At 57.9% G+C, this 23098-nt stretch carries 20 protein-coding genes; 1 reads left to right on the plus strand and 19 read right to left on the minus strand.

What is annotated here, in order from left to right:
• Nucleotides 1-146: 146 nt before the first annotated feature.
• The 11 genes from H8699_RS03525 to H8699_RS03575 all read right to left on the minus strand — a co-directional run bounded on the left by H8699_RS03525 (nucleotide 147) and on the right by H8699_RS03575 (nucleotide 11290).
• A complete protein-coding gene (locus H8699_RS03525) occupies nucleotides 147-1907 on the minus strand; it encodes an ABC transporter ATP-binding protein (protein ID WP_249284504.1) in 1761 nt (586 codons plus the stop codon).
• The gene (locus tag H8699_RS03530; RefSeq protein WP_407943990.1) at nucleotides 1904-3691 is read right to left on the minus strand and encodes an ABC transporter ATP-binding protein; all 1788 of its coding nucleotides are present in this window, start codon (nucleotides 3689-3691) and stop codon (nucleotides 1904-1906) included. Before H8699_RS03530 ends, H8699_RS03525 begins: the two co-directional genes overlap by 4 nt.
• A gap of 171 nt (nucleotides 3692-3862) precedes the next feature.
• Nucleotides 3863-4477: a TetR/AcrR family transcriptional regulator gene (locus H8699_RS03535; RefSeq protein ID WP_249284506.1), complete on the minus strand. Its 615-nt coding sequence runs from the start codon at nucleotides 4475-4477 to the stop codon at nucleotides 3863-3865.
• 239 nt (nucleotides 4478-4716) lie between these two features.
• Nucleotides 4717-5475, minus strand: coding sequence for an amino acid ABC transporter ATP-binding protein (locus H8699_RS03540; protein ID WP_283244115.1), 759 nt, complete (start codon nucleotides 5473-5475; stop codon nucleotides 4717-4719).
• A 10-nt stretch (nucleotides 5476-5485) separates the two neighbouring features.
• The gene (locus H8699_RS03545; RefSeq protein ID WP_138295245.1) at nucleotides 5486-6127 is read right to left on the minus strand and encodes an amino acid ABC transporter permease; all 642 of its coding nucleotides are present in this window, start codon (nucleotides 6125-6127) and stop codon (nucleotides 5486-5488) included.
• A gap of 89 nt (nucleotides 6128-6216) precedes the next feature.
• Nucleotides 6217-7032, minus strand: coding sequence for an amino acid ABC transporter substrate-binding protein (locus tag H8699_RS03550; protein WP_249284507.1), 816 nt, complete (start codon nucleotides 7030-7032; stop codon nucleotides 6217-6219).
• A 216-nt stretch (nucleotides 7033-7248) separates the two neighbouring features.
• Nucleotides 7249-7851, minus strand: coding sequence for a helix-turn-helix domain-containing protein (locus tag H8699_RS03555; protein WP_249284508.1), 603 nt, complete (start codon nucleotides 7849-7851; stop codon nucleotides 7249-7251).
• A gap of 135 nt (nucleotides 7852-7986) precedes the next feature.
• On the minus strand, nucleotides 7987-9003 hold the full coding sequence (locus H8699_RS03560; protein WP_249284509.1) for a zinc-binding alcohol dehydrogenase family protein: 1017 nt from the start codon (nucleotides 9001-9003) through the stop codon (nucleotides 7987-7989).
• Between the two features lie 48 nt (nucleotides 9004-9051).
• Nucleotides 9052-9591: a nitroreductase family protein gene (locus H8699_RS03565; RefSeq protein WP_249284510.1), complete on the minus strand. Its 540-nt coding sequence runs from the start codon at nucleotides 9589-9591 to the stop codon at nucleotides 9052-9054.
• A gap of 3 nt (nucleotides 9592-9594) precedes the next feature.
• Nucleotides 9595-10380: an alpha/beta hydrolase gene (locus H8699_RS03570; protein WP_147518466.1), complete on the minus strand. Its 786-nt coding sequence runs from the start codon at nucleotides 10378-10380 to the stop codon at nucleotides 9595-9597.
• Between the two features lie 178 nt (nucleotides 10381-10558).
• Nucleotides 10559-11290: a M48 family metallopeptidase gene (locus H8699_RS03575; RefSeq protein ID WP_249284511.1), complete on the minus strand. Its 732-nt coding sequence runs from the start codon at nucleotides 11288-11290 to the stop codon at nucleotides 10559-10561.
• 172 nt (nucleotides 11291-11462) lie between these two features.
• Between H8699_RS03575 and H8699_RS03580 the strand changes: the two genes are divergently transcribed.
• Nucleotides 11463-12197 carry a sulfite exporter TauE/SafE family protein gene (locus H8699_RS03580; protein ID WP_249284512.1) on the plus strand — a complete coding sequence of 245 codons (735 nt, stop codon included), beginning with the start codon at nucleotides 11463-11465 and terminating at the stop codon, nucleotides 12195-12197.
• 52 nt (nucleotides 12198-12249) lie between these two features.
• Here the strand turns inward: H8699_RS03580 and H8699_RS03585 are convergent, their stop codons facing one another.
• The 8 genes from H8699_RS03585 to H8699_RS03620 form a co-directional block, all read right to left on the minus strand.
• Nucleotides 12250-12909 carry an aspartate/glutamate racemase family protein gene (locus H8699_RS03585; protein WP_147518469.1) on the minus strand — a complete coding sequence of 220 codons (660 nt, stop codon included), beginning with the start codon at nucleotides 12907-12909 and terminating at the stop codon, nucleotides 12250-12252.
• Between the two features lie 29 nt (nucleotides 12910-12938).
• The gene (locus H8699_RS03590) at nucleotides 12939-14342 is read right to left on the minus strand and encodes a four-carbon acid sugar kinase family protein (RefSeq protein ID WP_249284513.1); all 1404 of its coding nucleotides are present in this window, start codon (nucleotides 14340-14342) and stop codon (nucleotides 12939-12941) included.
• Entirely contained in the window at nucleotides 14343-15185 is an 843-nt protein-coding gene (locus H8699_RS03595) for an HAD family hydrolase (protein WP_249284514.1), read from the minus strand.
• Between the two features lie 183 nt (nucleotides 15186-15368).
• The gene (locus H8699_RS03600) at nucleotides 15369-15800 is read right to left on the minus strand and encodes a hypothetical protein (protein ID WP_249284515.1); all 432 of its coding nucleotides are present in this window, start codon (nucleotides 15798-15800) and stop codon (nucleotides 15369-15371) included.
• A 104-nt stretch (nucleotides 15801-15904) separates the two neighbouring features.
• On the minus strand, nucleotides 15905-17098 hold the full coding sequence (locus tag H8699_RS03605; RefSeq protein ID WP_249284516.1) for an OFA family MFS transporter: 1194 nt from the start codon (nucleotides 17096-17098) through the stop codon (nucleotides 15905-15907).
• A gap of 105 nt (nucleotides 17099-17203) precedes the next feature.
• Nucleotides 17204-18439: an MFS transporter gene (locus H8699_RS03610; protein ID WP_249284517.1), complete on the minus strand. Its 1236-nt coding sequence runs from the start codon at nucleotides 18437-18439 to the stop codon at nucleotides 17204-17206.
• 336 nt (nucleotides 18440-18775) lie between these two features.
• Entirely contained in the window at nucleotides 18776-19384 is a 609-nt protein-coding gene (locus tag H8699_RS03615; protein ID WP_249284518.1) for a TetR/AcrR family transcriptional regulator, read from the minus strand.
• Entirely contained in the window at nucleotides 19368-23027 is a 3660-nt protein-coding gene (locus H8699_RS03620) for an efflux RND transporter permease subunit (RefSeq protein ID WP_249284519.1), read from the minus strand. Before H8699_RS03620 ends, H8699_RS03615 begins: the two co-directional genes overlap by 17 nt.
• Between the last annotated feature and the right edge of the window lie 71 nt (nucleotides 23028-23098).

A 23098-nucleotide genomic window follows, 5' to 3' on the forward strand; every position in this document is an offset into this window, starting at 1 on the left:
TAGTATCAACTAACTAATATTGATTATAGCACTTCTCCAACATCACTACAAGCAGAAACGCCTGCGTTCTCACCCAAAAGGGGTATAAAAGGGGGCGGCTCCAGGGGGGCAAGCCGCATGTCCGCCGCACAGCGCCACCTGGTCCATCAGCACTTTTCATCACCTGGCAAGCTCCAGCTCTGGCTTTCTGTTTGCAATGCCACCATATGCTTAAAGGGCCCGTCCCTTTCCAACAGCCGGCTTGGACTGCCGATCTCGGCCACCTTTCCACCGGAAATCACCACGACCTTGTCCGCCCCCATAACGGTGCGCATGCGGTGGGCGATGATCAATACCGTCTTATCCCGTATCAGGCCTGAAAGCGCTGCCTGTACTGCCGTTTCGTTTTCTACATCCAGCGAGGCCGTGGCCTCGTCCAGCAGGATCACCGGCGCATCCTTGAGCAGCGCCCGGGCGATCGAGATGCGCTGACGCTCCCCACCCGAAAGCGTCGCGCCGTTTTCACCAATCAACGTATCATAGCCCTCCGGTAGTTTTTGGACAAACGAATCGCATTGTGCGGCATGGGCTGCCGCCAGAACTTCCTCGTCCGTGGCGTCCCGGCGCCCCAGGCGGATATTTTCCATAATGGTATCCCGGAATAAGACCACGTCCTGAAAGACGATTGCGAAGCTCTGCAGCAGCGTTTCAGGCTCCACACGGGAAATGTCTATCCCGCCCAGGGTAATGCGCCCTTCGTTGACATCCCAGAAGCGGGCTGCCAGCTTGGCCGTAGTGGATTTACCTCCTCCGGAGGGGCCCACCAGCGCCGTAACCTCGCCCTGCCGGGCGGTAAAGGATACATCCTCCAGCACGCCCTCATCTTCATGATAGGCGAACTTAACGTGTTCAAATACGATGTCGTAATTTCGGGGCTTGCACTCCCTGGTGCCGGTCTGCACCGCCTGCTCTTCAATCTCCCGCATACGCTGGATCCGGATCTGTGAACTGAATACCGCCGCCATATTCATAAAGATAAGGCTGATAGGGTCGTATAGGCGCGACGCCGCGATCAGGTAGATCAAAAATACCGTTAGATCCAAGCTGCCCTCGATCAGCAAGCTTACGCCCACCAGTACCGTTGTGGCCAAGCCCAATTTAAGAAATGCCTGTGCAGAGGTGATAAAGCTGCCCGTAACCAGCTCGGAACGGATCGTCGCCCTTTCAGCCTGGTCCAGCTTCTCCTCCAACCCCTGAAGATACCGCTCCTTTTGGTTGCAGGCTTTGATATCCTTCACCGTTTCCAGCAATTCCTGCAGTCCATCGGTCGCCCTGCGCTTGGCCAAAAAATTGCGGGTACTGAACCGGTCCTGCAAAAAGCGGGAGCCTAGTACCAGCGCAAAGGCTACTGGTACCACCCAAAGCACCGCAAGCCCCATGCGCCAGTCCATCGCCAGCAGACCGATGGCGATCAGTACGGTAAAGATCACCGTTCCCCATAGCTGGGGCACATAGTGGGAGAAGGCTTGCTCCAGGGCGCTGCAATCCGCCATCATGGTCGCTGTCAGATCAGAAAGATCCCGATTACCGAAAAAGGATAGCGGCAGTTCTCTCAGCTTTTCGCCCAAACGGATACGCCGGTTGGCGCTCTCTTGATAGGTTGCGATATACAACGCCTTGTATTGGAACCAGTGGACGATATAGATCACAGCCACCAGCAGTGCGCTCAGGGCCGTCAGCCCCCACACGCCCTGGGCCGGGTCGCCGCCCGTCATCAGAGCCGAAATGATATTGCCCAGCGCCATCACCAGCAGGCCCACCGGAATCATCAGGCTCAAATTGGCCGCCACGGTCCACAACGTCGCCTTGACCAAATCTTTTGCGCCCTGTGTAGTCAAGGCATATGCCTTTTGGATCTTTGCGATCATACCGCTGCCTCCTTTCCCACTTTCCACTGTGCAGAAGTTTGATAGTCCTGCCACATCGCATCATACAGCCCATGCGCCTCAAGCAGCGCCCGGTGGGTGCCTCGCTCGGCAATGGCCCCATCCTTCAGAACCAAGATTTCATCGGCGTTCTGGATCGTGGACAGACGGTGGGCGATCATCAGCACCGTCTTTCCCCGGATCAGCGTTTCAAACGCCCTTTGGATCAGCAGTTCGTTTTCCGGGTCTGCAAAGGCCGTAGCTTCATCCAGCACGACGATGGGTGCGTCTTTTAAAATAGCGCGCGCCAGCGCCACGCGCTGCTGCTCCCCGCCCGAAAGATACACGCCTTTGGTACCGATCCGGGTATCCAAACCCTGCGGCAGTTTAGCCAAAATATCGTCGCACTGGGCCAGATGCAGGGCCTCTAACACTTGTTCCCGCGTGGCCTCGGGCCGGGCAGCCCGAATATTTTCCAATAGGCTGGTTTTAAATAAACGGGTATCCTGAAATACAAACGCCACCTGATCCATTAGTTCTTGGGTCGCCAGCTCGCGTACATCCGCGCCACCGATCAGCACCTGTCCTTCCTGTACATCCCAAAATCGGGGGATCAGGCTGGCCGCAGTGGTCTTTCCGCCTCCGGATGGGCCAACTAGCGCGACTGTTTGGCCTGCCCGTACGCGGAAGGAAACCTGGCGCAGCGCCGGCGCTTTGGCTTGCGGATAGGTAAAGGTCACGTTTTTCAGTTCAACCTCCGCGCCCCTGGCCCGCTGCGGGCGTCCGCTCTCCGGCAGAGGCTGCACGGCCAATATCTCGTCCAGCTTGCGCACGGCCTCGTCCGCCTCCATCGTCGCCTGCCCTGCGTACATAATACGCATCATCATCGTGGCGCACAGCGGCGTAAAGAGGATATAGAATATTAAATCCACCAGTACCGTCCAGCCGCCACCGCTGCACAGCAGCATCCCAAGCGGGATCAGTAACAAAAACGTACCGTTTAGCACGGTGGTAAAGCCCGTCATGGGTTTGCCACAGGACAGCGCGTAATCCGTAGCCAGTTTACTGTAGCGCATGATGGAGGCATAAAAGCTCTTGAAGGAGTAAACCGTCTGCTGGAAGACTTTGACGACCGGGATGCCCCGCACGTACTCTGTAGCTTCCGCGCTTAGATCCTCAATGGCTTTTTGATAGGTACTGAAAAACCTGGCGTTATTACCGCCCATCATCCGGGTGAGCAGATAGACCGAAATCAGCATCGGCACCAGGCAAGCCAGCCCCATCCGCCAATCGAAGACAAAAAGCAGCACCACAGCCGCTACCGGCGTTATTACAGCCCCAACCAGATCTGGCAATTCATGGGCTAGCATTTGCTCGGTCATCCCGGCGTTATCGTCGATCTGCTTGCGCAGTTTACCGGATTGGCTGGCATTCAGGTAGCCCAGCGGCACGTTTACCAAGTGTCTGGCCGCCGCCTTGCGCATGTTTTTAGCCGTGCGGAAAGCTGCCAGGTGGGTACACATCAGGGCCGCGAAATATACCGCCGCGCTGCCCAGCGCAAACCACAGTGCAGCCCACCCGTACCGAACAAGGCCCTGGGCTTGCGCGTAATCCGGCATCGCCTGGAATACGCCCCGCGCCACAAACCAAATGCAGATGTAGGGCGCCAGCGCTAACACAGCCGATATACCTGAGAGCGTGCAGCCCAATACCGTCAGCTTTTTATGGCCGCCGGCATAAGTTAAAAGCCTGGCGATGCTGTTCTTATTTTTATCTTTCACGTCCATACCTCCTTTGTCCTCTCCTTCAGGGCATAAGATCTACAAACCCGCGAAGGGTTCCCGATTCATCCCCCCATTAGGGCGGCAGAGTTAATCCTCCTAAACGTCCGGCAATCATGTCGTCACCTCCTTAGTTAGTTCTAACTAACTATTGTGCAAAAAGAAAAGGCTACACTATCACATTCCCAGTATAGCCCTCCAGCCGGGATAGAAGAAACTTTGAAAGGTCTGCAGATAATGTTGTGCATCCGCCGGGGCAAAGTCATGCACCACTACCTCAAAAAGCGCCGTAACATAAGCGCTCAGCAGCAGGTGCAGCTCATCTTCGCGCACCTCATTAACGGCATAGCCTCTTTTTCGCGCTTCATCCAAAAACGAAAGCGTTTCCTTTTGTTCCAGCATCACCAGCTCGTGCAAGTAGTTAGCATACCGCGTCCCTTCCGAGCGGCAGATCAGCAGCTTAAACGCGTCAAAGTTCGGATAAACGGCCTCCATCATCATCGCCGCATCCGCGCCCTCTTCCCACATGGCATCCAGATCGTTCTGATCCAGCCGGGCATATTCCCGCGCTCGATGGGCCGCATACCAGCTCTCTGCAGCCGCCAAAGCCGGCGCCACCAGCGCGGCAAACAGCGCCTCCTTATCGGCGAAATGCCGGTAAAGGCCTGCGGCGCTCATCCCTACCCGGGCAGCGATGCTCCGCATCGAGGCCTGCTTAAATCCCTTTTCTAAAAACTCCCGTTTGGCGGCCCGCACGATCTTCTCATGGGCCGCAGTCTTATCCCTGGGCATATTTCCTCCGTTTTTAGAGAACATTGTTAGCTAACGCCGTTAATAGCATAGCACATCCGATTTTGCGCTGTCAAGTCTTCCTTAAGTAGCGCGCGTTTTCTATCCGCGAAAGGGCCGTCCCTTTTATGTAGTCTTTCGTTTATGCCATCTTAAATCCCATCTTTATCGCTGTTTTGGCCAGTTTTGCAACACACAATAAAGAAGCGGATGGGCTTACCCCATCCGCCTGTCCGCCGCTTTTATAACGCCAATACCTGTTTGAGAAAGGCTTTGGTGCGCTCATGCTGCGGGTTATAAAAAATATCCTGCGCCGTGCCCTGTTCCACCACCAGCCCATCGGCCATAAAGATCACCCGGTCTGCAACCTCGCGGGCAAAGGCCAGCTCATGGGTGACCACCAGCATGGTCATATGCTCCCGCGCCAAATCGCGCATAACGGCGAGCACCTCGCCCGTCAGCTCCGGGTCCAGTGCCGATGTGGGCTCGTCAAAACTCATCAGGTCCGGCTTCATAGCCAGCGCACGGGCGATGGCTACGCGCTGCGCCTGCCCGCCGGAAAGTTCATAGGGGTAGCTGTTCGCCTTATCCGCCAGGCCCACCTTTTGCAGCATCTCCATGGCTACCGCCTCCGCAGCCGCCTTTTCCGCCTTTTGCACCACGATCTGCGCCTCCATCAGGTTGCGCTTAACGCTCAGGTGCGGGAACAGGTTATAGCTTTGGAAGACCATGCCCATCTTACGCCGCATGGCGCGTATCTCCGCCTCTCCGGCATAGACCCCATCTTGTACCATGGGCGCGCCTTCAACGATGATGCTGCCCGCCTCGATCCTTTCCTGATAATTGATACACCGCAAAAGCGTACTTTTACCCGAACCGGAGGGGCCGATGATCGCCACCGTTTCGCCCCGGTCTACCTCCAGGCCCACGCCGCGCAGCACTTCCAGCTGCCCAAAGCGCTTGCACAGGCCCTCAACCTTTAACATTTCTTGTCCCTGCATATCGGCCCTCCTAGCGGTAATAGTCGAATTTCGACTCGGTCCAGTGCAGCCCCTTGGTGACCAGGGCGTTCATCACCAAATAGAAAACGCCGGCGATGACCAGGGGGATGATGTTGCTGTCCCGCATCATGGCGATGTTGCCCGCGTGCAGAAGCTCGCTAAGGCCGATGGTGTACACCAGCGCCGTATCCTTGACCAGGTTGATCACCTCGTTGCCCACGCTGGGGAGCACGCGCTTAAAGACCTGCGGAAGCACGATCCTGCGCATGGTCTGCCCATAGGTCATGCCCAGCATATCCGCCGCCTCAAACTGGCCCTTTTCAATCGACTGGATACCGCCACGGAAGATCTCGCTGAAATAGGCCGCGTAATTAATGGTGATCGACAGTACCGCCGCCAGAAAGCGGTCGATCTTGATCCCCAGCATACCGATGCCGAAATATACGAACAAAATCTGCAACATCAGCGGCGTGCCACGCATCACCAATATATAAACGTTGATGACCCATTTAAGCGGCTTGCGCTTGGAGATACTGCCCAGCGCCAACACAAAGCCCACCGGCAGCGCGATCAGGATCGTGAGCACGAAGAGTTCGATCGTGGTCAACGACCCCATACAAAGGGATTGAAGAAGGTCTCCCAACCGGGACATATCCTGAAAGTAGATCATTTTTCTCTCCTGGTAAGGCGAAAACAGGCCGCGTCAACCGAGCGGCCTGCCTCATAGCCCATTATTTTACATTACTTCTTAATGGAAACATCCTTGCCGAACCACTTCTCAGAGATGGTCTTGTAGGTGCCGTCGTCAATCATTTCCTGGATGATCTTATCGATCTCGTTCTTCAGCGCGGTATCGCCCTTGCGCATGCCAATGCCGTATTCCTCCTGCGCCAGCACATCGTCCAGCACCTTGAACTTGCCCGCGTTGCTCTCCAGGCTCACATAGTAGTTACCTACCACCGAGTCCACCAGCACCGCATCCACCTGGCCGTTAGCCAGATCCATCAGCGCCTTTACATTATCGGCAAAGCCGACCGTATCCTTCAGAGAATTCTTCAGCGCTTCATCCTTATCCAGCGCGTCTACCGCGGAGGAACCGTCCTGCAGGGCTATGACCTTGCCGGCCAGGTCAGCCTTGCTGGCGATGGAAGAATCCGCCTTGACCACGATGATCTGCTCATTATACATATAGGGCTCCGAGAAGGTCAGCTCCTGCTTGCGCTCCTCGGTGATGGTGAAGCCGTTCCAGAGCACGTCTACGTTCTTGTTCTTCAGCTCCATCTCCTTGGCCTTCCAATCGATGGGCTGCAGCACCAGCTCCACGCCCATGCGGCTGGTCACCTCTTTGGCGATGTCCACGTCAAAGCCTACGATCTCGTTCTTCTCATCCCTAAAGCCCATGGGCGGGAAGGAATCGTCCAGGCCCATGATCAGCTTGCCGTTTTCCTTGATATAGTTCAGAGAATTGTCCGCCGCCTCGCTTTGGCAGCCAAAGCACCCCAGCAACATAACTGCCGCCAGCGCGACCAACAATAACTTACTTGCCTTTGCCTTCATAATTGAATACCCCTCTCACATGATGTGTTACGGGCCCATTATACACTATTGCATTAGCGAAGTAAAGCGCCTTTTTACAAATTTCTGCCGTTTCTGCCCTGCCGCCTCGTAATTTTCCCCCTTCTGCCGCCAGAATTCTCCAAAACATGCTTCAAGCGCGCATCTATTCGTATCAACAAAGCCAGGGAATATTCCCTGGCCTTGGAATTGGCGCTGTCAAGCTTTTGCCCCGCGCCTGAGGCGGTAAAGGGCAAGCCCGTGCCGGGTACAGTAAAGGTAGAGCTTGCCGCCCCCCAAATTGGGAACCCGCACGGCCGCCTCCTGCTCTGGGTACAGCCGCGTCAAAAAGACCCTGTCGCTCTTGATATAGGCGGCGAACAGCAGGTGGTGTTCCCGGGTCATCTCGTGGCCGATCGTAATATAGTAATCCACATCTACGGTCTCCACCTCGATCTTGGGGGACTCCTGCTCCTCAATCACCTTCAGCGGCTCCAACTTCCGGCCACAGCAGTGGATCGAAGCGCTGCCGGTGCTGACCAGCACATTATGACAGGTAGGGCATACGTAAAAGCGCACCCGCTCGATATTCCCGCTGTCCGGCTTGTTGGGGGTGATCTCTCCCTCCATCAGCTGGGTCACCTCCGCGCCCAGTATGACGGATAGCTCCGGCCAAAGCCCCACATCCGGGCAGCCCAAGCCGCATTCCCACTTAGATACCGTCTTATTGGTGATGCCCAGTGCATCGGCAATATCCTGCTGGGTCAGCCCCTTTTCCTTTCGCAAACGGGCGATCAGACGCCCGATTTTTGCACAATCCATTTTTCTCTCCCTTTCCAAAAGGCTTTTTTCCCATTATAACGGCCCGGACGCCCTCAAACAATCCACGCTCCGTAGACCGGCATCTAAAAGCAAAGGCGCCCCTGCATAGGGCGCCCTTTACCGCTATTTTTCTTTTTAGAACGTCAGCGTTACCTTGCATACCTCTTCAGGATGATTTTCGATCTGCTCGATAGCGCGCTTGATATCCGCCGCCGGGTAGGTATGCGAGCGCAGCAGCTCAGGCTTGAGCTTGCCCGCCTCCAGCGCCTCGATCACCTCGCCAAAGCGCGCGCGGCTCAGTCGGGAACCTACGATAGTCAGCTCCTTTTTGGTGATTTCGGATTGGGCAATGGCGGAAGGATTGGCGTTTAAACCGATGACCACGATCCGCCCCGCCGGGCAGGACAGGCGCACGGCCTGCTCAAAAGTACCCACCGCGCATACCGTATCGATGATGACCGGCATGCCTTCGCCATCGGTAAATTCCATCACCGCTTTTTCCAGGTCCTCTTCCTTTACGTTAACCACCCGCGCGGCCCCGCTGGCCTTGGCCCGCTCCAGCCGCTGGGGCAAAACGTCGGTTACCATCACCTGGGCGCCCCGGCTGACCGCTACTTGCAGCGCACAAATGCTGATGGGGCCGCTGCCCATGATCAGCACCTTGTCGCCCTGGCCGATCTGCCCGCGCGCGTTGATCTGCATGCCGATGGAATAGGGCTCTACCAGCGCCAGCATGGTATCGTCCACCTCTTTGGAGAAGGTGTACAGGTTCTTTTCGGGCACCACCACGTACTCGCCAAAGCCGCCGTCCCGGTGTACGCCCATAACCTCCAGGGTAGAGCACACATTGTGCCGCCCGATCTTGCAGGCATAGCACTGTCCGCAGGCAACCACCGGGTCCACCGCCACGCGCTGGCCGATGCGCTCGGGCGATACCGCGCTGCCCACCTCTTCCACCACGCCGCCAAACTCGTGGCCGATCACCCGCGGATAGGTGGCCAGCGGATTAGTACCATGGTAGATGTGCAGATCGCTGCCGCAAATGCCGCCTGCCAGCACCCGCACCAGTACCTCGTCCGGCTGGGTGATCTGGGGCTTGGGCAGGTCCGCTACCTCAAGCTTCTTAGGTTCTGGAATCAATACCGTCAACACTTTTCAAGTCCCCCTTTAAAATTCCACAGGGCATTGCGCCCTGGCGCTCTAAAAATGATTATACCGCAAAAGCTCGCCCACTTCCAGCCGCTTGGGCTTCTCGGGCGTCTGGGCCGGGTATCCGCAGGCGATCAGCTCCACTACCTGCATATCCTCCGGCAGCCCTATCAGTTCTCCGGCCTTTTGCTGGTCAAAATGCCCGATCTGCACGGTCCCCAGGCCCATCCCGTGCGCCGCCAGGCAAAGCGCCTCCGCAGCACCGCCGCAGTCGAACATCATCCACCCCGCGGGGTCGGGACTGGCTACCTTGCCGCCCAGGTATCCGCTCTTTCCCTTTACGCCGCAAAGGACGAATACCACCGCCGCTCCCAGCACGTTATTGACGTTATTGCCCGTGCAGGCCTGGCGGGCCATGGCCTCCCGGGCTGCATCCTCCGTCAGCGCCACAAAGCGCACACATTGGCTGTTGGCCCAGCTGGGCGCGTGCGAGGCGTGGTAGATCAGTTTTTCGATCTGCTCATGGCTCAACTTTTCGCCGGTAAATTTGCGCACCGTGCGCCGCGTCAAGATCCCTTCCAATAATTCCATGGTCTATCTCCCTTCTATCGGTAGCCAATCCAACACTTTTTGGATGTTCCGGTCCCAAAAGCCCCATTCGTGGATGCCGGGCTCCTCAAACCAGGTGATATCCATCCGGTCTTTAAACTGCTCGTAAAACCGTACATTGGGCGGATAGGCCGCATCCTCCGTACCGCAGCACATAAACAGCCGGGGCAGCGGTACGCCTGCGGCCAGCTGGCGCTCGCCCACGGCCAAAAGGTCGTTATCGCTGCCGCGGTACTCCTCCAACGTGCCAAAGGTGATGGCAAAGTCGTTTTGCGAGACCGGGTTTTGCAGCATGTGCTCCGAATCCCGAATCAACCCGCCGCTAAGCGCCGCCACAGCTGCGAACTTATCCGGGCAGCGCAGCCCCAGCTTAAAGGCGCCATATCCCCCCATCGAGAGGCCGGCGGCAAAGGTATCTTCCCGCCGCCAAGAGGCCTGCGGAAAGAATTCATGCACGATCTGGGGCAGTTCCTCGCTGATATAGGTCCAGTAACGGTAGCCATGTTTCATATCCGTATAGGCGCCTCGGCCCGTGGTGGGCATCACCACGATCAGCGGCAGCTCGGCCACATACCGCTCGATAGAGGTGCGCCGCTGCCAGATGGTATGATCGTCGCTCATGCCGTGGAGCAGATAGAGCACCGGCAGCGGCTTATCCGATCCAGCCGACCCCATACCCACCTGCCTGCTCACCTTTTGCGGCAGGATCACATCCATGGACGCGCTGATCGCCAATACATCCGAAAAAAAGTTTACGTGTAATAATGCCATTTTTTCTCCCCCTTTATCCGTCTTATTCGCCGCCGCGTCTAAAAACACGTTTTACCACATCAAAAGCATACCACAAATGCGCCTTTTGCACATCGTGATACGGGAAATCTCGCCTCCCTATTTACTAAATTACAAAGAACCAATATTAAACCCCTTGATCTTACTTGGACATCTTTTCCTAATTCAATCCCCACATGCTGCCCTGCTCGCGCAAAATGCGGCGGCGCTGCGCGTAATCCGGCAGGATCTGCGCCACCTTCGCCCAAAAGGCCGGCGAATGGTCGTGGTGCTCCATATGGCTCATCTCATGCACCACCAGATAATCTAAGACCGGCAGCGGCGCCATGGCGATACGCCAGCAAAAGTTCAGCCGGTTCTGCCCGGAGCAACTGCCCCAGCGCGTTTTGGCGCTGCCCACCCGCCAAGAGCGGGGCGCACAGGTAAAATAGGGCTGGTAAACGCCTATCCGCCGGGCGATCGTCTCTTTTGCCACTGCCTTTAGATAAGCTTCCAGGGCCTCCCGCAGCTGCTGTTCCTGGGCCGCGCCCAGGGTAACGCAAAGGCCGCCCGCTTCAGTATGCACTTCATCCTTATATCCCGGCAGCACCTCTACCCGGTAAGGCGTCAGTTCCCCTAAAACAGGAATTTCGCCGCCCGAGAGCGATATAAGTCCACGCCGCGCCCTTTGGCGCGCAAGCGCACCCTCCCGGTGACGCAGGATCCAGTCAAGATGGGCCTGGGCAAACCGCAAGGCGTCCTGGCTGCGGGCATGCCAGGGCACCAGGATGCGCACCCGGCCATCTGGTTCCACCCGCAGCGTCATCGTTCTGCGCTTGCGCCAGATCACCTGCGCCATGACCTGCTCTGTCAGCGCCAGTTCCACTTCTCTTTCCCGCTTGCCTGCTGCCAAGCCCCCGCCCCCTCTTGCTGGATTTGCCTTTATTTTAGCGCATCTGGCCCAAAATTACATCCGCTTTGCCACAAAATTAGATGTGCCCGCATGCCAAACCCTTGTCTAACGCTGCCTTGTTATGATATGGTTATTTCTGTACGAATTCAGGCTATAGAAGGAGGCTATGCCCTTGGACTTTACCGTTATCGCACTGTTTTTGGCCTCCGTACTGGGCGGTAGCCTGATCCAATCCATCAGCGGTTTTGGCTTTGGCATTTTTGTGATCTCGGTCTTCCCCTTTTTCCTTCCCAGCCCGCAGATCTCGGTGGCGATCTCGGTGATGCTCTCGCTGGGGATGACGCTGCCCATGGCCATACGCATGCGCAAAAAGATCGTATGGCGGCACGTGCTGCCCACGCTGGCCAGTTACCTGGTGGTCAGCGCGGTCATGGTGCTGGTGGTGGCGGGCGCCATGCCCGCGGCGGTTCTCAAAAAATGCTTGGGCGGGGTGCTGGTGGCCATGAGCCTGTATTTCGTCTTTTTCTCTTCTAAAATTCACATCCATCCCTCGCCGCGCGCGGGGCTGATCGCCGGGGGACTGAGCGGAGTGCTCGATGGGCTGTTCGGCATGGGCGGCCCGCCGGTCGTAGTCTATTTTCTCTCCACCGCCGGGGAGGATGGGGAGCAGTATTTTGCCAACATGCAGGGCTTTTCGCTGATCACCAATCTATATACCACCGCGCTTCGGGCCTTCAGTGGGGTGATCACCCTAGAAGTGCTGCAATACTTTGGCATGGGCCTTGCGGTGGTGATCTTCGGTATGTTCTTCGGGCGCCGCTTTGCCCGAAAGATCCGTGCGGATCATCTGCAAAAGCTGATCTATGGTTTTATGGCGCTATCCGGCCTGGTCATTTTGCTGCAATAAAAGGCAATCAAAAAAAGGCTCCGGAATGTCCGGAGCCTTTTTTTATCATCCTTTACAGACCCAGTTCTTTTTTAATGCGCTCGACCGCCATGCGCGGGCTGGTCAGCACCGGCACTTTGATATCGCCCAGCAACGGGATCAATACCGTCATAGAACCCTGGGCCAGCACCACCACGTCGCACTCCTGGGCGGCTTTTTCCACCGCGCCCATCACCATGGCGTTGTGCTTTTCCTGCCCGCCGGCTTCCATCAGCACGGTCAGCGCGCCATCCACCAGATAGGGGACGACCTCCACTTCCTTGCCCATTTCCTTGGCGGTATTCTCTACGTTGCGTACCGACGGGGCCACCGTAGAGGCCACCGTGGCCACCACAGCGATCTTCTTGCCCAGGCGCACAGCTTCCTCGGCCATGGGTTTGTCGATCTTGAGCACCGGGGTGGTGATCTGCTTGGCCGCGATGTCCGCCGCCTCGCCAACAGATGAGCACTGGTTGAGGATCAGGTCTACCCCCAGCGAATCCGCGCAGACATAATAGGCGTTCATCCTTTTCTGGATGCCCGGGGTCACCCCGCCGTTGGCCTTGACTTCCGCCAGCAGGCTCTCATCGATGATGTTGTACATCGTAACGTCCGGCAAGATCTCGGCAAACAGCGCCTTGAGCTCGTTGATCGAGACCAGGCTGGTATGGACCACAGCTACTTTTTTACCCATTTTGTTCTCTCCTTTACATTTTCGCAGGGCTAACGCAGCCCCGCAACCATATTGCGCAATGTATCTTCATCCCCCACATTGCCGGGGAAGATGACGTAACTAAGCCCGGGGAAGCGGCTCTCCTCTCCGCAGCGCCATACCGGGATGCCCGGGGCGGCCTGACCGGCTACCATGGCCCTTTTTACGCCCAGGCCCTTAATGCCGATGTCGCTGGAGGTTATGCCCCCCTTAGCGATGAGGAAACCCGGCGTTACCTCCAGCTGCTTTACAATATCGGTCACCGCAGCTGAGACCGCCACCGAGAACTTGAGCTGTTCCTCCGGCCCGCCGGGCACCTGCGCCCGCTTGCGGGAGGTGTAAATCACCGCCACCTGGCCCTTTTGCAGCGCTTCTTCGGCCCAGGCCCTGGCCGCACGGGACTCTTGCTCCAGCGGTTTTGTGATATCGAACTCCCGCTGCACCACGCCCTCCAACTCCAGCAAGCTATTGAGCTGCGCGGTGGTCTTTTGCACGTGGGAACCCACCAAGATCAGCCCGCCCTTGCCGCCGGGCAGGCGCAACTCCTCCCGCCCCAGCAGCGGCCGGGATTCGATGCCGCCCAGCGCCTTGACCAGGCCCGCGGCCGTACGGAAGATAAAGCGCTTGCCACTGGCCACGGCCAGCGCAATGGCAGCCGAAAGCAGGCGCATATCGCCTTCGCACACGCCGTCCGCCACCAGCGCCCTGCCGTTTAATCCGGCCAATTTCTCCGCTATCCCTTCAACATCGCCGCTGCGGATCTCTGCCAGGGTCAGCCTCTCCACCTGTGCCGCCTGGATCCGTCCAGCCGTCTTTTCCTCTACCCAATCACGCAGGTCGCTGGCACGGTAGCCAAAGGTCGCATCCCGGGCAAACTCGGTCTCCCCGGCAGGCACCAGTTCCTGCCCCATTTTGACGTAGTGTACGCTGTCGATGGTAAAGCGTCCGCCCTCGGCAAAGTAGGGGCAGATGATCTCGCCATCCACCTTATCCCCTGCCCGCTCCATGGTGCGGCGCAGTACGTCGGTCTCCAGTGGGTAGTGTCCCCGCAGGGTGGAATCTCCCCGGGACATGATGAGGTAGCCATAGCCGCCCTTTTTCGCGGCTGCGGCAATGCGCTGCGCCATCTCCTCATGGGCCTTTTCGGTCTCCTGCGCGGAGAAGGCCCGCGAGTTGGTCAGGATAAAGCTCAAGGGATAATCCCCCGCCATGGCCGCGCCGATGGCCTCCTCGCTCCAATCGGTAAACACCGGGATATCGTGCACCGTCTGCACGCCGGTGGGGTCGTCGTCCAGTACCATGATGCGCACGCCGTGCATCTTCTCCAGCGCCGCTTTCCAAATCGCATCGATCTTTTCCGCATCCGGAAGGGCGGGCAGCCCCGCCATGGCCTTTTCAAAATTCAACGTTTCCACTTAACTTAGGCTCTCCTTTTCATCCCAAAGTTTCTCTATATACCGGACTACCGCGTCCCGTTCATGGCTTCCGATCACGCCTTTTGCAAGCGCCTTGACCTGCGCCTTGCCTTCATCCACCGTCAGCGCCACATCTGCCGCCTCCATCATGGACAGATCGTTGAGGTTATCCCCAAAACAGACCAGCCGCTTTGCCCCGGTCAGCTCCTTTAACTGCAGCGCCCGGGCCGCTTTGCTGCCGGCAGCGTTGCCGGTCTCCAGCCACCACAGCCCCGGGGTATAGATATCCTCGGAAAAATGGCAGCCGATGCCCGCCTGGCGGAACTTTTCACACAGCGGGTTCATGATCGCAAAGGTCTGCTTGGCATTGATGGATACCACCGGCATCTCCACCACCTCGTACAGATCGCCGGTCTCCCGCAGCCGGGGATCGGAGCTTCTCCCGGCCAGGTACTGCCTTTGGTATTCGTCCCGCGCCGGCGGATGATACACCCGCTGGCTGCCGTCCGCCTCCATCACCATGGCCAGGGGCAAAAGCCCCGCCTCAAGGTAAGCCTCAATCATCAGCCTGCTCTCGCGCGGGGTCAGCAGCGCCCGGTCGATCACGTGTCCATCCGGGGCGACCAGCGTCAGCCCGTTGTTGGCGATCAGCGGCAGGTTCAGGGGCACCCCCTCCAAGATCTGCAGGGCCGAATGATGCGAACGGGCCGTAGCCACGGTAAAGCGCAGCCCCTCGCCCAGCATCCGCTTTAGCTTCTCCCGGGACGCAGGGGAAAGCGTGGCATCTCCGCGCAATAGGGTGCCATCCATATCCGAAATGTAAAGCACGTCCTCCCTGGTCATTTGCTTCCTTTCACGGCGGCGCCTATTTTAACCCGGTTATTAAACGTCCAGGTCCTACCTGCCCTTATTATTATGCCCTTCGCGCCCGGCCCTGTCAACCGCAGCCAGGGGGTAAACCCCTCTGTTTTCTGGACAAAAAGCGCCGCGGCATCCATCAGCCGCGGCGCTATATTCCGACAAGCATTAATATACCTTTTTAAATTCCGTATCGTCCACGCCTTTAAAGTAATTCTCCGTGCCCTCATCCGATACCGCGACATATCCCAGGTCCGTCCCGTCCCCGCCATCGCGCACGGTATAGGCAAAATAGGTCTTGCCCTCCAGCGTCAGTTTATCCTGCGCCTTGCCCGAATAAGGCTCCACTTTGGGCTCCAGCTCTTCATACAGATAATGCGCCACGTTCTGCGCCGCATCCTGCAAGGCCTGCGCGCGCGTCTCATCATCCGCCGCGCTCGCGCTGGGCTGGGGTGTGGCTTCCGGGGTTTCCTGCGCCGCCTGCGTGGGCGCCTCCGGCGTCGCGCTGGCCTCCGGCGCCTCCTGTCCGCAGCCGCACAAGGCTACGCATATCGCCAGCAAGGCGCAAATGGCGCCGATCTTTTGCATCCGTTTAGCCATATCGTCCTCCGTATCCCTTTTCTTTCATTTCTTATTCTTAGTATAGGCCATCGCATATGGTAATGCAACCGCCGCTCTATGTCGAAAAAGCAGGGCCGCTTCGTTTAATCTTCTTTTTTCATCATGGCCGCCAGGCCGATCGACAGCGCGCTGCAGATCACGATACTTAAAAACGCCATGGTATAGTTGCCCTGGCTGGTCTGCATCATCCCGGCGATGCTGGGCATCAGCGCGGCCAAAAGGTTGGTCAGGCTGATCACCGAATAGTTCATGGAAAAGTGCTTCTCGCCAAACAGCTTACGCGTAATGGTGGGGATCGTCGTAGCGTTGCCCCCATAGGTGAACAGCAGCATGCAACCCGCCACCGCTGCCAGCATGGCCGCCTTCATCACAACTGCCAGGTAGACCAGCCCCAACACCAGCGTGTAGATGGCGGACATCACCAGCAGCGTCTTTTTAGTGCCGATCTTATCGAACACAATGCCCCAAAACACGCGTCCCACGCCATTGCAAATGGAGATGGCGCTGACCACGCCCGCGGCAAACGCGGCGGATTGGCCCATATCCTGGCTAATGGCCGGCCCCAGGTGGTTGATGATCACCTGACCCACGCCCGCCAGGATAATAACATAGAAGAAATAGAGGTAAAAACTGCGGGTCTTGATCATCTGCCCGGCGGTAAAATCCCGCTTGCCCAGGCGGGCCGCTTTGGCCGGCTGCGGCAACGCCGTCAACTGTTCGCCCGTAGGCACTTTGACCAAGAAACTGCCCGCAAAAAGGATCACCATATTGACCACCGCCAGCACCACAAAGGCGGCCCGCCACCCCTGGGCGGTGATGATCGCGTGACAAACAGGACCCAAGATACTGCTGGAAAAGGCATAGCCCATGATCAGCGTACCGGTGGCCACGCCCTGGTTATCCAGAAACCACAGCGGCACGGTGGATACGATGGCATTGTAACACATGCCTACCGCCCCGCCGCACAACAGGCTATAGGTTAAGTACAGCTGCCAGGGGGTCTGGATCAGGGTGGTCAACAAAAAGCCCGCGCCCAGCATCACCGCGCCGATCTGGATGATCCGGGTAAAGGAGATACGCTTTGAGAGGATCCCCGTCAATATCGTCCCGCCGGAAAAGGCGATCAGGTTCAGCGTAAAAGCCATGGAGGTCTGTGCACGGTTCCACCCGAAATCCGCCTCCAAGGGGCCGACAAAGATCGACCAGGCGTAGGAGATCCCCATGACCAGGAGGATGACAAAACTGTTCGCCAGGATCAGGTAGCGTCTGCGAGCCATTGATATTCAGCGTCCCTTCTCGTTTGTTCAAACTGCAAAGCTCCCCCATTATACAATGAAAAAGCGGTGCGGAACAAGCCCAAAAGCCTGAACCGCACCGGTATTTTACCGCTCTGTTTGCTCTTCCATAGCAGAGGTGCCTCGCTCATAGCGCCGCGTCATCCCCAGGCACAGCAGGCCGATCAGGATGATCGCCCCGCCCGAATAGGCAAACCATGGAGCGATGCCGATGGCCTGCGCCACCGGTCCGGCGATAAAAAGCCCTACCGGCGTAGCCAGCGCCATGGCGGTAGTGATCATGCTCATCACCCGGCCCAGCGTTTCCGGGGGCACCGCACCCTGGACATAGGCCATAAAGGGCACGGAAAACAGGTTTCCAGCCGCTCCCATCAGCAAACTGAGCCCCACAAATATCCAGATCGCCCAGGATGGGAGAAAGCCGCTGACCATCAAAAATATGCCAAAGCCAGCGATCCCCAGCGATATCATCAAAAACTGCCGTTTGGCGCCGCCCCATATCCCCAGCGCGGCCGAACAGAGCAGCATACCGGCCGCAAAGGCCAGCTCTACCATGCTGGAGTGCCACGCATTGCCGCCGAAATGGCCGTTGACCATCAGCGGAAACAGCGACCCTACCGGCACATACACCAGCATACATAGCAGCACCGGGATAGAAAGGGCCATCAGGGCCTTGTGCCGGGTCAAAACGCGCAGCCCGGTCAGCATCTCGCGGCCCACGTGCGGCTTTTCCGCGCGCTTGGCCAACTCCGGAATCTTGATAAATACCAGCGTCCCCACCGCCAGCAGGGCCCCGGCTACGTCAATGGCCATTACTCCGGCCATGCCCAGCCCCTCCAGCGCCAGCGCCCCCAATACCGGCCCGGCCATCATCCCGCCGGATTGGATAAACTGGCTCCAACCGTTCACCTTGGTCAATGCCTCGGGCGGCGCCAACAGCGGCAGCACAGCCTGCGCCGCCGGCATTTGGAAGGCGGTGCCCACGGCTCTGAGCAGCAGCGCGGCATAGATCCACTCTACCGTTGCCACACCGGCGATAAAGCCGATGCCCAGTATCGCGCTGACCAACGCGACAAAGCCATCCGCTACCATCATGACCGCCTTGCGCCCCAGCCGGTCCACCCATACGCCGGCAAAAGGCCCTACCAATGCCTGAGGCAAAAAACCGGCCACGGCCGCCAGCGTCAGCGCCATGGGCGAGCCCGTCGTCGTGGTGATCCACCAGATCAGCGCGAACTGCGCCGCGCCCGAGCCGATGATCGAGAAAGCCTGGCCGGACAAGATCCAGCCAAACGTCTTTTTCCATGCTTCGATCTTTTTCATGTATCGTCCTTTCCCCTTTAAGTCTGGCGGGCGGAAAGCAAAAAAGCATCCGCCTGGCGATTCGCCTAAGCGGATGCTAAATCAACATAAGGGTACTATTGCGCCCCAGGCAAGCCTCCGCTCTTCTTCCAACGCTGAAAGGATACGCCTATGTAAAAGTACAAACAAGGCATATGAACCCAGCGATTAAAAATTGAACGGCATGCTTTCCTCCTATGCATAAACATTAATTTTATGAGAGTTTATACAGCATAGCATGGAGGGTCTTATCTGTCAACCTAAAGGTCCAATCAATCGCTTCAAAAAAAGCGCCCCGGTTTGTACCGGGGCGCAATTTTATTGCAACGCTTTGATGATGATCCGGCAGGCATTTTGCCGGTAACGTTCTACTTCATCTTCCGAACAATGGCCTGCCTCCTGGCAGATGCACTGCGCAAAGCCCATCAGCGCGCTGATAAAGACCTGCGAGATATAGGCCAAGTCTGCGCAGGGCGCAAACAGCCCTTCTTGCGCGCCGCAGGCCACCGCGCGGGAAAAGCAATCCGTCAGCCGCTCTTTTTCTTTGCGGATGGCCTGCATCCCCTCAAGCACCAGGGCCTGCGCATCCTCGCCGGCATTGCCCAGGAAGATATAGCGGATGATGCTGTTGCGGTTGCGCTCTCCGCTTTCCACAAAGGCCAAGGCGATGCGGCACTTTTCTATAAACGTGCCCGCTTCATTTACCTGCGCCGTCACCCGCTCCAGCTCGGTATGCAGGTTATAGATCAGGGTTTGCAGGATGATCTCCTCTTTGGAAGCAAAATAGTTGTACAGCGTCCCCTTGCCAATCCCCGCTGCGGCGGCGATATCCGCGGCCTTGATGGCATACAGATCTTCGCCCCGGCGCATCAACTCCATGACGCCGGCAAAGATGGCGGTCTCCTTTTCACTATAACGCCTGGTCAACTTGCTCCCCCTCTAACTGTACATTTTTTACCGGCCGGCGCTGCATGATGTCGTAAAGCGCAGGCACCACGAACAGCGTCAGCAGCGTCGCATAGCTTAACCCGCCGATAGTGACCACCGCCATAGGCTGGATCATCTCCGCGCCCATGCCGATGCCCATCGCCATAGTCGTCAGGCCCAGTATGGTGGTCAGCGCCGTCATCAATATCGGGCGCAGGCGCGTCTGGCCCGCGCGCACCAGGGCGTCACGCCGTTCCATGCCGGAAGCGCGCAGCTGGTTGACGTAATCGATAAAGACGATACCATTGTTTACGACGATACCGGCCAGCACCAGGAACCCCAGCATCGAGATCATGCTGATCTCCATCCCGCACATCCAAAGCGCCAGCAATCCACCCGTAAAGGCCAGCGGCATGGTGAACATGACGATGAAGGGGCTGAGCAGGGATTGGAACTGGGCGACCATGATCAGGTAGATCAGTACCACCGCCAGCACCACCATCAGCACCAGCTGCTCCAGCGTATCGTTGATCATCTCCGTCTCGCCTGCGATGACGATCTCGTAGCCCTCCGGCACCTCATAGTCGGCCAGTTTGCTCTCGACCTGGCGGCTGACAAGGCCAATGTTATGCTGCGCGTCCACCGCCGCGGTGACAGACAGCAGCCGGGTCTGGTTCTCGTGGTTGATGCTGGTCAGTCCCTGCGCCTGGGTGATCTGCGCGATATCCTGTAAGGGAACGTCAACAGCCTCTCCGTCCTTAGTCCCCGAAAGGGTGAGCTCGCCCAGCGTTTCGCGCGTCAGCGCCGCGCCCGGGTCATCCGCGACGATCAGGGGGTAATCCTCCCCGCCCAGCGTCACAGTTGTCGCGGTGGTCTCGGTTACCAACTTTGCGGCAAGCTGCTGGTAGACCTGCGCTGTGGTCAGCCCATATTCCATGGCCTTATTTTTATCCACGCTCACCCGGGTTTCCATCTCGGCGTCCTCCATGCCATCGGATATCTCCTGGGTGCCCTCCACCTCCGAGAGCATGGCGGTCACATCTTTGGCAATGGCTTTAAGCTGATCCATATCGTCGCCGGAGATGTCGATCTGGATGCCAGAGCCGCCCATCATCTCGGTCATACTGTCCATACCGGTACCGCTGGCGGTGATCTCGCAGGGCAGTTCGCTGGTCGCGTCAATAATATTCTGGGCGATGGCCTTAGAATTCTGGTCGCGTTGTTCATCTAAAATCACGTACATGCTGATTGCCCCGCCGGAGGAGGAGCCGCTCATCAGCCCGCCGCCCTCCATCGCGCCTACGGTGTCCACGCCCGGCAATTCGGCAACGATGCCCGCCACCTTGTCGGCCATATCTCGGGTCTCCTGGGTGGTGCTGTCCTTGGGCATTTCCATCGTCACGGCGATCTGGTTGCTGTCGCTCTCGGGCATAAAAGAGGTGCCCATCTGCACGGAGCCATAGATGCTTACCCCCAGCAGAACCAGTGCCAGGATCAGCACCACCGATTTGCGCCGCAGCGCCAGCGCCAGCAGTTTGCCATAGGCAGCGGTAAATTTGTCAAAGAGGCGGTGGCCCTTTTTCTCCGGCTTTTTCAACAGCCAGCTGGAAAGCGCCGGCACCAGCGTCAGCGAAACGATCAGGCTGGCCACCAGCGAATAGGCGATGGTAAGCCCCATATCGGTAAACAGCTCGCGGCTCAGCCCCTCGGTAAAGACGATGGGGAGGAAAACGCATACCGTGGTCAGCGTAGAGGCCGTAACGGCCGCGGCCACCTGCCCGGCGCCCCGCACCGCGGCCTTGGCGGCCGAAAGGCCCTGGGCCCGCATGCGGTAGATGTTTTCGATCACGACGATGGAGTTATCCACTAACATCCCTACCCCCAGCGCCAGACCGGCCAGGGAGATAATGTTGAGGGTGACCCCGGTAAAGTACATCAGCGCTATCGCAAAAAGCAGGCTGATGGGGATGCTCAGCGCGATCACGATGGTCGGGCGCACATTGCGCAGGAAGACCAGCAGGATCAGGATCGCCAGCAGGCCGCCCCACAATAGATTCTCCATCACGGAGTTGACCACGATATTGATATAAACGCCTTGGTCGCTCAGCGCGGTCAGGTGCATGCCTTCATATTCCTGCTCTAGCTTTTCCATCTGCCCGCGCAGCTTATCGGATACCTCCACCGTAGAGGCGGTGCTCTGCTTGGAGAAGGTGAGCAGTATCCCATCGTTGCCGTTGATCTTAGCGTACATCTCGCCGCTGTTATCGGTAAAGCTGATATCCGCCACGTCCGCAAGCGTAACGGTATCCAGCTCATCTAAGCCCAAGTTGAAAAGCACCAGCGAGGAGAGGTCTTCTTCGTTTTCAAACAGGTCCCCCACCTTTACCGCATAGGCCGTTTCATCCTCTACGATATTGCCCGCCGGCATGGAGAAGTTTTGTGCCGAGAGTATTTGACCGATGGTATCCTTGGTCAGCTGCCCCGAAAGGTTGGCCTGCTCGTAGGCGCCCTCGCTGGCCTGGTCGAACTGGGCGCGGCCCTCGGCCAGCTTTCCCTCCTGCACCAGCAGCTGCGCCTGCGCCGTGGCAATGCCCTGGCTTAGTGCCAGTTTGCCCTGCTCTAGCTGGGTCTGCCCCTTATTCAACTCGCTCTCTTTGCTCTTAAGCGCTTCCAGCTGCTGCTGGATCTGGGCGATACCCGCGTCCGCCGCCTCCATTCCCGCGGCCAACTGTGTTTGAGTATCCAGCAGTTCCTGGGGTACTTCCAGCCCCTGCTCCTGCATCTTTTGGATGGCGACATCTGCCAGCTGCTTTTGGGTCTCCAGTTCCGCGCGCTTATCGGCCGCCTGGGAAAGCGCACTGTTGAGCTGTTCGCGCCCGCTGGTCAACTGCGAGCGCCCTTCGTTAAGCTGCTCTTCCGCGTCCAACAACTTCTGGGTCTGGGTCTTATTCTGGCTTTCCAGCTGGCTCTTGGCATCTTTGAGCTTGGCCTCGCCCTCATCCAGCTCTTTTTTCGTATCCGCCAGCTTACTGTCTACCGATCTTAAAATAGTATCGTTGATCGCGTCGATCTTCTCCTGGTTCAGCGTCACCTTCAGCTGCTTTTCCACAAGGCCCATGGAGCTGACCTGCGCCACCCCGTCGATCCGTTCAAAAGAGGGAATGACCTCTTCGCTGACCAGTTGGGATACCTCCTCCTGGCTCAGTCCGTCAACGTCCACCGCCGCTACCATTACCGGCATCAGGTCCGGATTGATCTTCATCATCTGAGGCGTGCCCACCGCATCGTCCAGCCGGCCCTTGATCTGATCCACCTTGCCGCTCATCTCGATCATGGCGCTGTCCATATTGGTGCTCTCAGTGAACTTGAGTACCACCATACTCATGTTCTCACTGGAGATACTGGTGACCTCCTCCACCCCGCTGGTGGTAGCCAACCCGGCTTCCAGCGGCTTGGTCACGCCCTGCTCCACCTTTTCCGGGCTGGCGCCAGGATAGGTCGTGATCACCGCCACATACGGCAGGTTGATGCTGGGCAGCAGGTCCGTCTGCATTTTTGTAAAGGAAATGATGCCCAGCACGATCACCGTGATCACGGCGACCATGATAGTCATCGGCTTTTTGACGCTGAATTTAGATAACATAATCGGTCCGCTCCTCCTTTAGTCCCCATCCCCAGGGGGCCGAAGGTGACTGACTGGTCAGTCACAGTCCT

Source organism: Luoshenia tenuis (genome assembly GCF_014384745.1).
Lineage (GTDB): Bacteria > Bacillota > Clostridia > Christensenellales.

Excerpts from the sequence above, each read along its gene's own strand:
- H8699_RS03525 (WP_249284504.1), bottom strand. The coding sequence starts at position 1,907 with ATGATCGCAAAGATCCAAAAGGCATATGCCTTGACTACACAGGGCGCA.
- H8699_RS03530 (WP_407943990.1), bottom strand. The coding sequence starts at position 3,691 with ATGGACGTGAAAGATAAAAATAAGAACAGCATCGCCAGGCTTTTAACT.
- H8699_RS03535 (WP_249284506.1), bottom strand. The coding sequence starts at position 4,477 with ATGCCCAGGGATAAGACTGCGGCCCATGAGAAGATCGTGCGGGCCGCC.
- H8699_RS03540 (WP_283244115.1), bottom strand. The coding sequence starts at position 5,475 with ATGCAGGGACAAGAAATGTTAAAGGTTGAGGGCCTGTGCAAGCGCTTT.
- H8699_RS03545 (WP_138295245.1), bottom strand. The coding sequence starts at position 6,127 with ATGTCCCGGTTGGGAGACCTTCTTCAATCCCTTTGTATGGGGTCGTTG.
- H8699_RS03550 (WP_249284507.1), bottom strand. The coding sequence starts at position 7,032 with ATGAAGGCAAAGGCAAGTAAGTTATTGTTGGTCGCGCTGGCGGCAGTT.
- H8699_RS03555 (WP_249284508.1), bottom strand. The coding sequence starts at position 7,851 with ATGGATTGTGCAAAAATCGGGCGTCTGATCGCCCGTTTGCGAAAGGAA.
- H8699_RS03565 (WP_249284510.1), bottom strand. The coding sequence starts at position 9,591 with ATGGAATTATTGGAAGGGATCTTGACGCGGCGCACGGTGCGCAAATTT.
- H8699_RS03570 (WP_147518466.1), bottom strand. The coding sequence starts at position 10,380 with ATGGCATTATTACACGTAAACTTTTTTTCGGATGTATTGGCGATCAGC.
- H8699_RS03585 (WP_147518469.1), bottom strand. The coding sequence starts at position 12,909 with ATGGGTAAAAAAGTAGCTGTGGTCCATACCAGCCTGGTCTCGATCAAC.
- H8699_RS03595 (WP_249284514.1), bottom strand. The coding sequence starts at position 15,185 with ATGACCAGGGAGGACGTGCTTTACATTTCGGATATGGATGGCACCCTA.
- H8699_RS03600 (WP_249284515.1), bottom strand. The coding sequence starts at position 15,800 with ATGGCTAAACGGATGCAAAAGATCGGCGCCATTTGCGCCTTGCTGGCG.
- H8699_RS03605 (WP_249284516.1), bottom strand. The coding sequence starts at position 17,098 with ATGGCTCGCAGACGCTACCTGATCCTGGCGAACAGTTTTGTCATCCTC.
- H8699_RS03610 (WP_249284517.1), bottom strand. The coding sequence starts at position 18,439 with ATGAAAAAGATCGAAGCATGGAAAAAGACGTTTGGCTGGATCTTGTCC.
- H8699_RS03620 (WP_249284519.1), bottom strand. The coding sequence starts at position 23,027 with ATGTTATCTAAATTCAGCGTCAAAAAGCCGATGACTATCATGGTCGCC.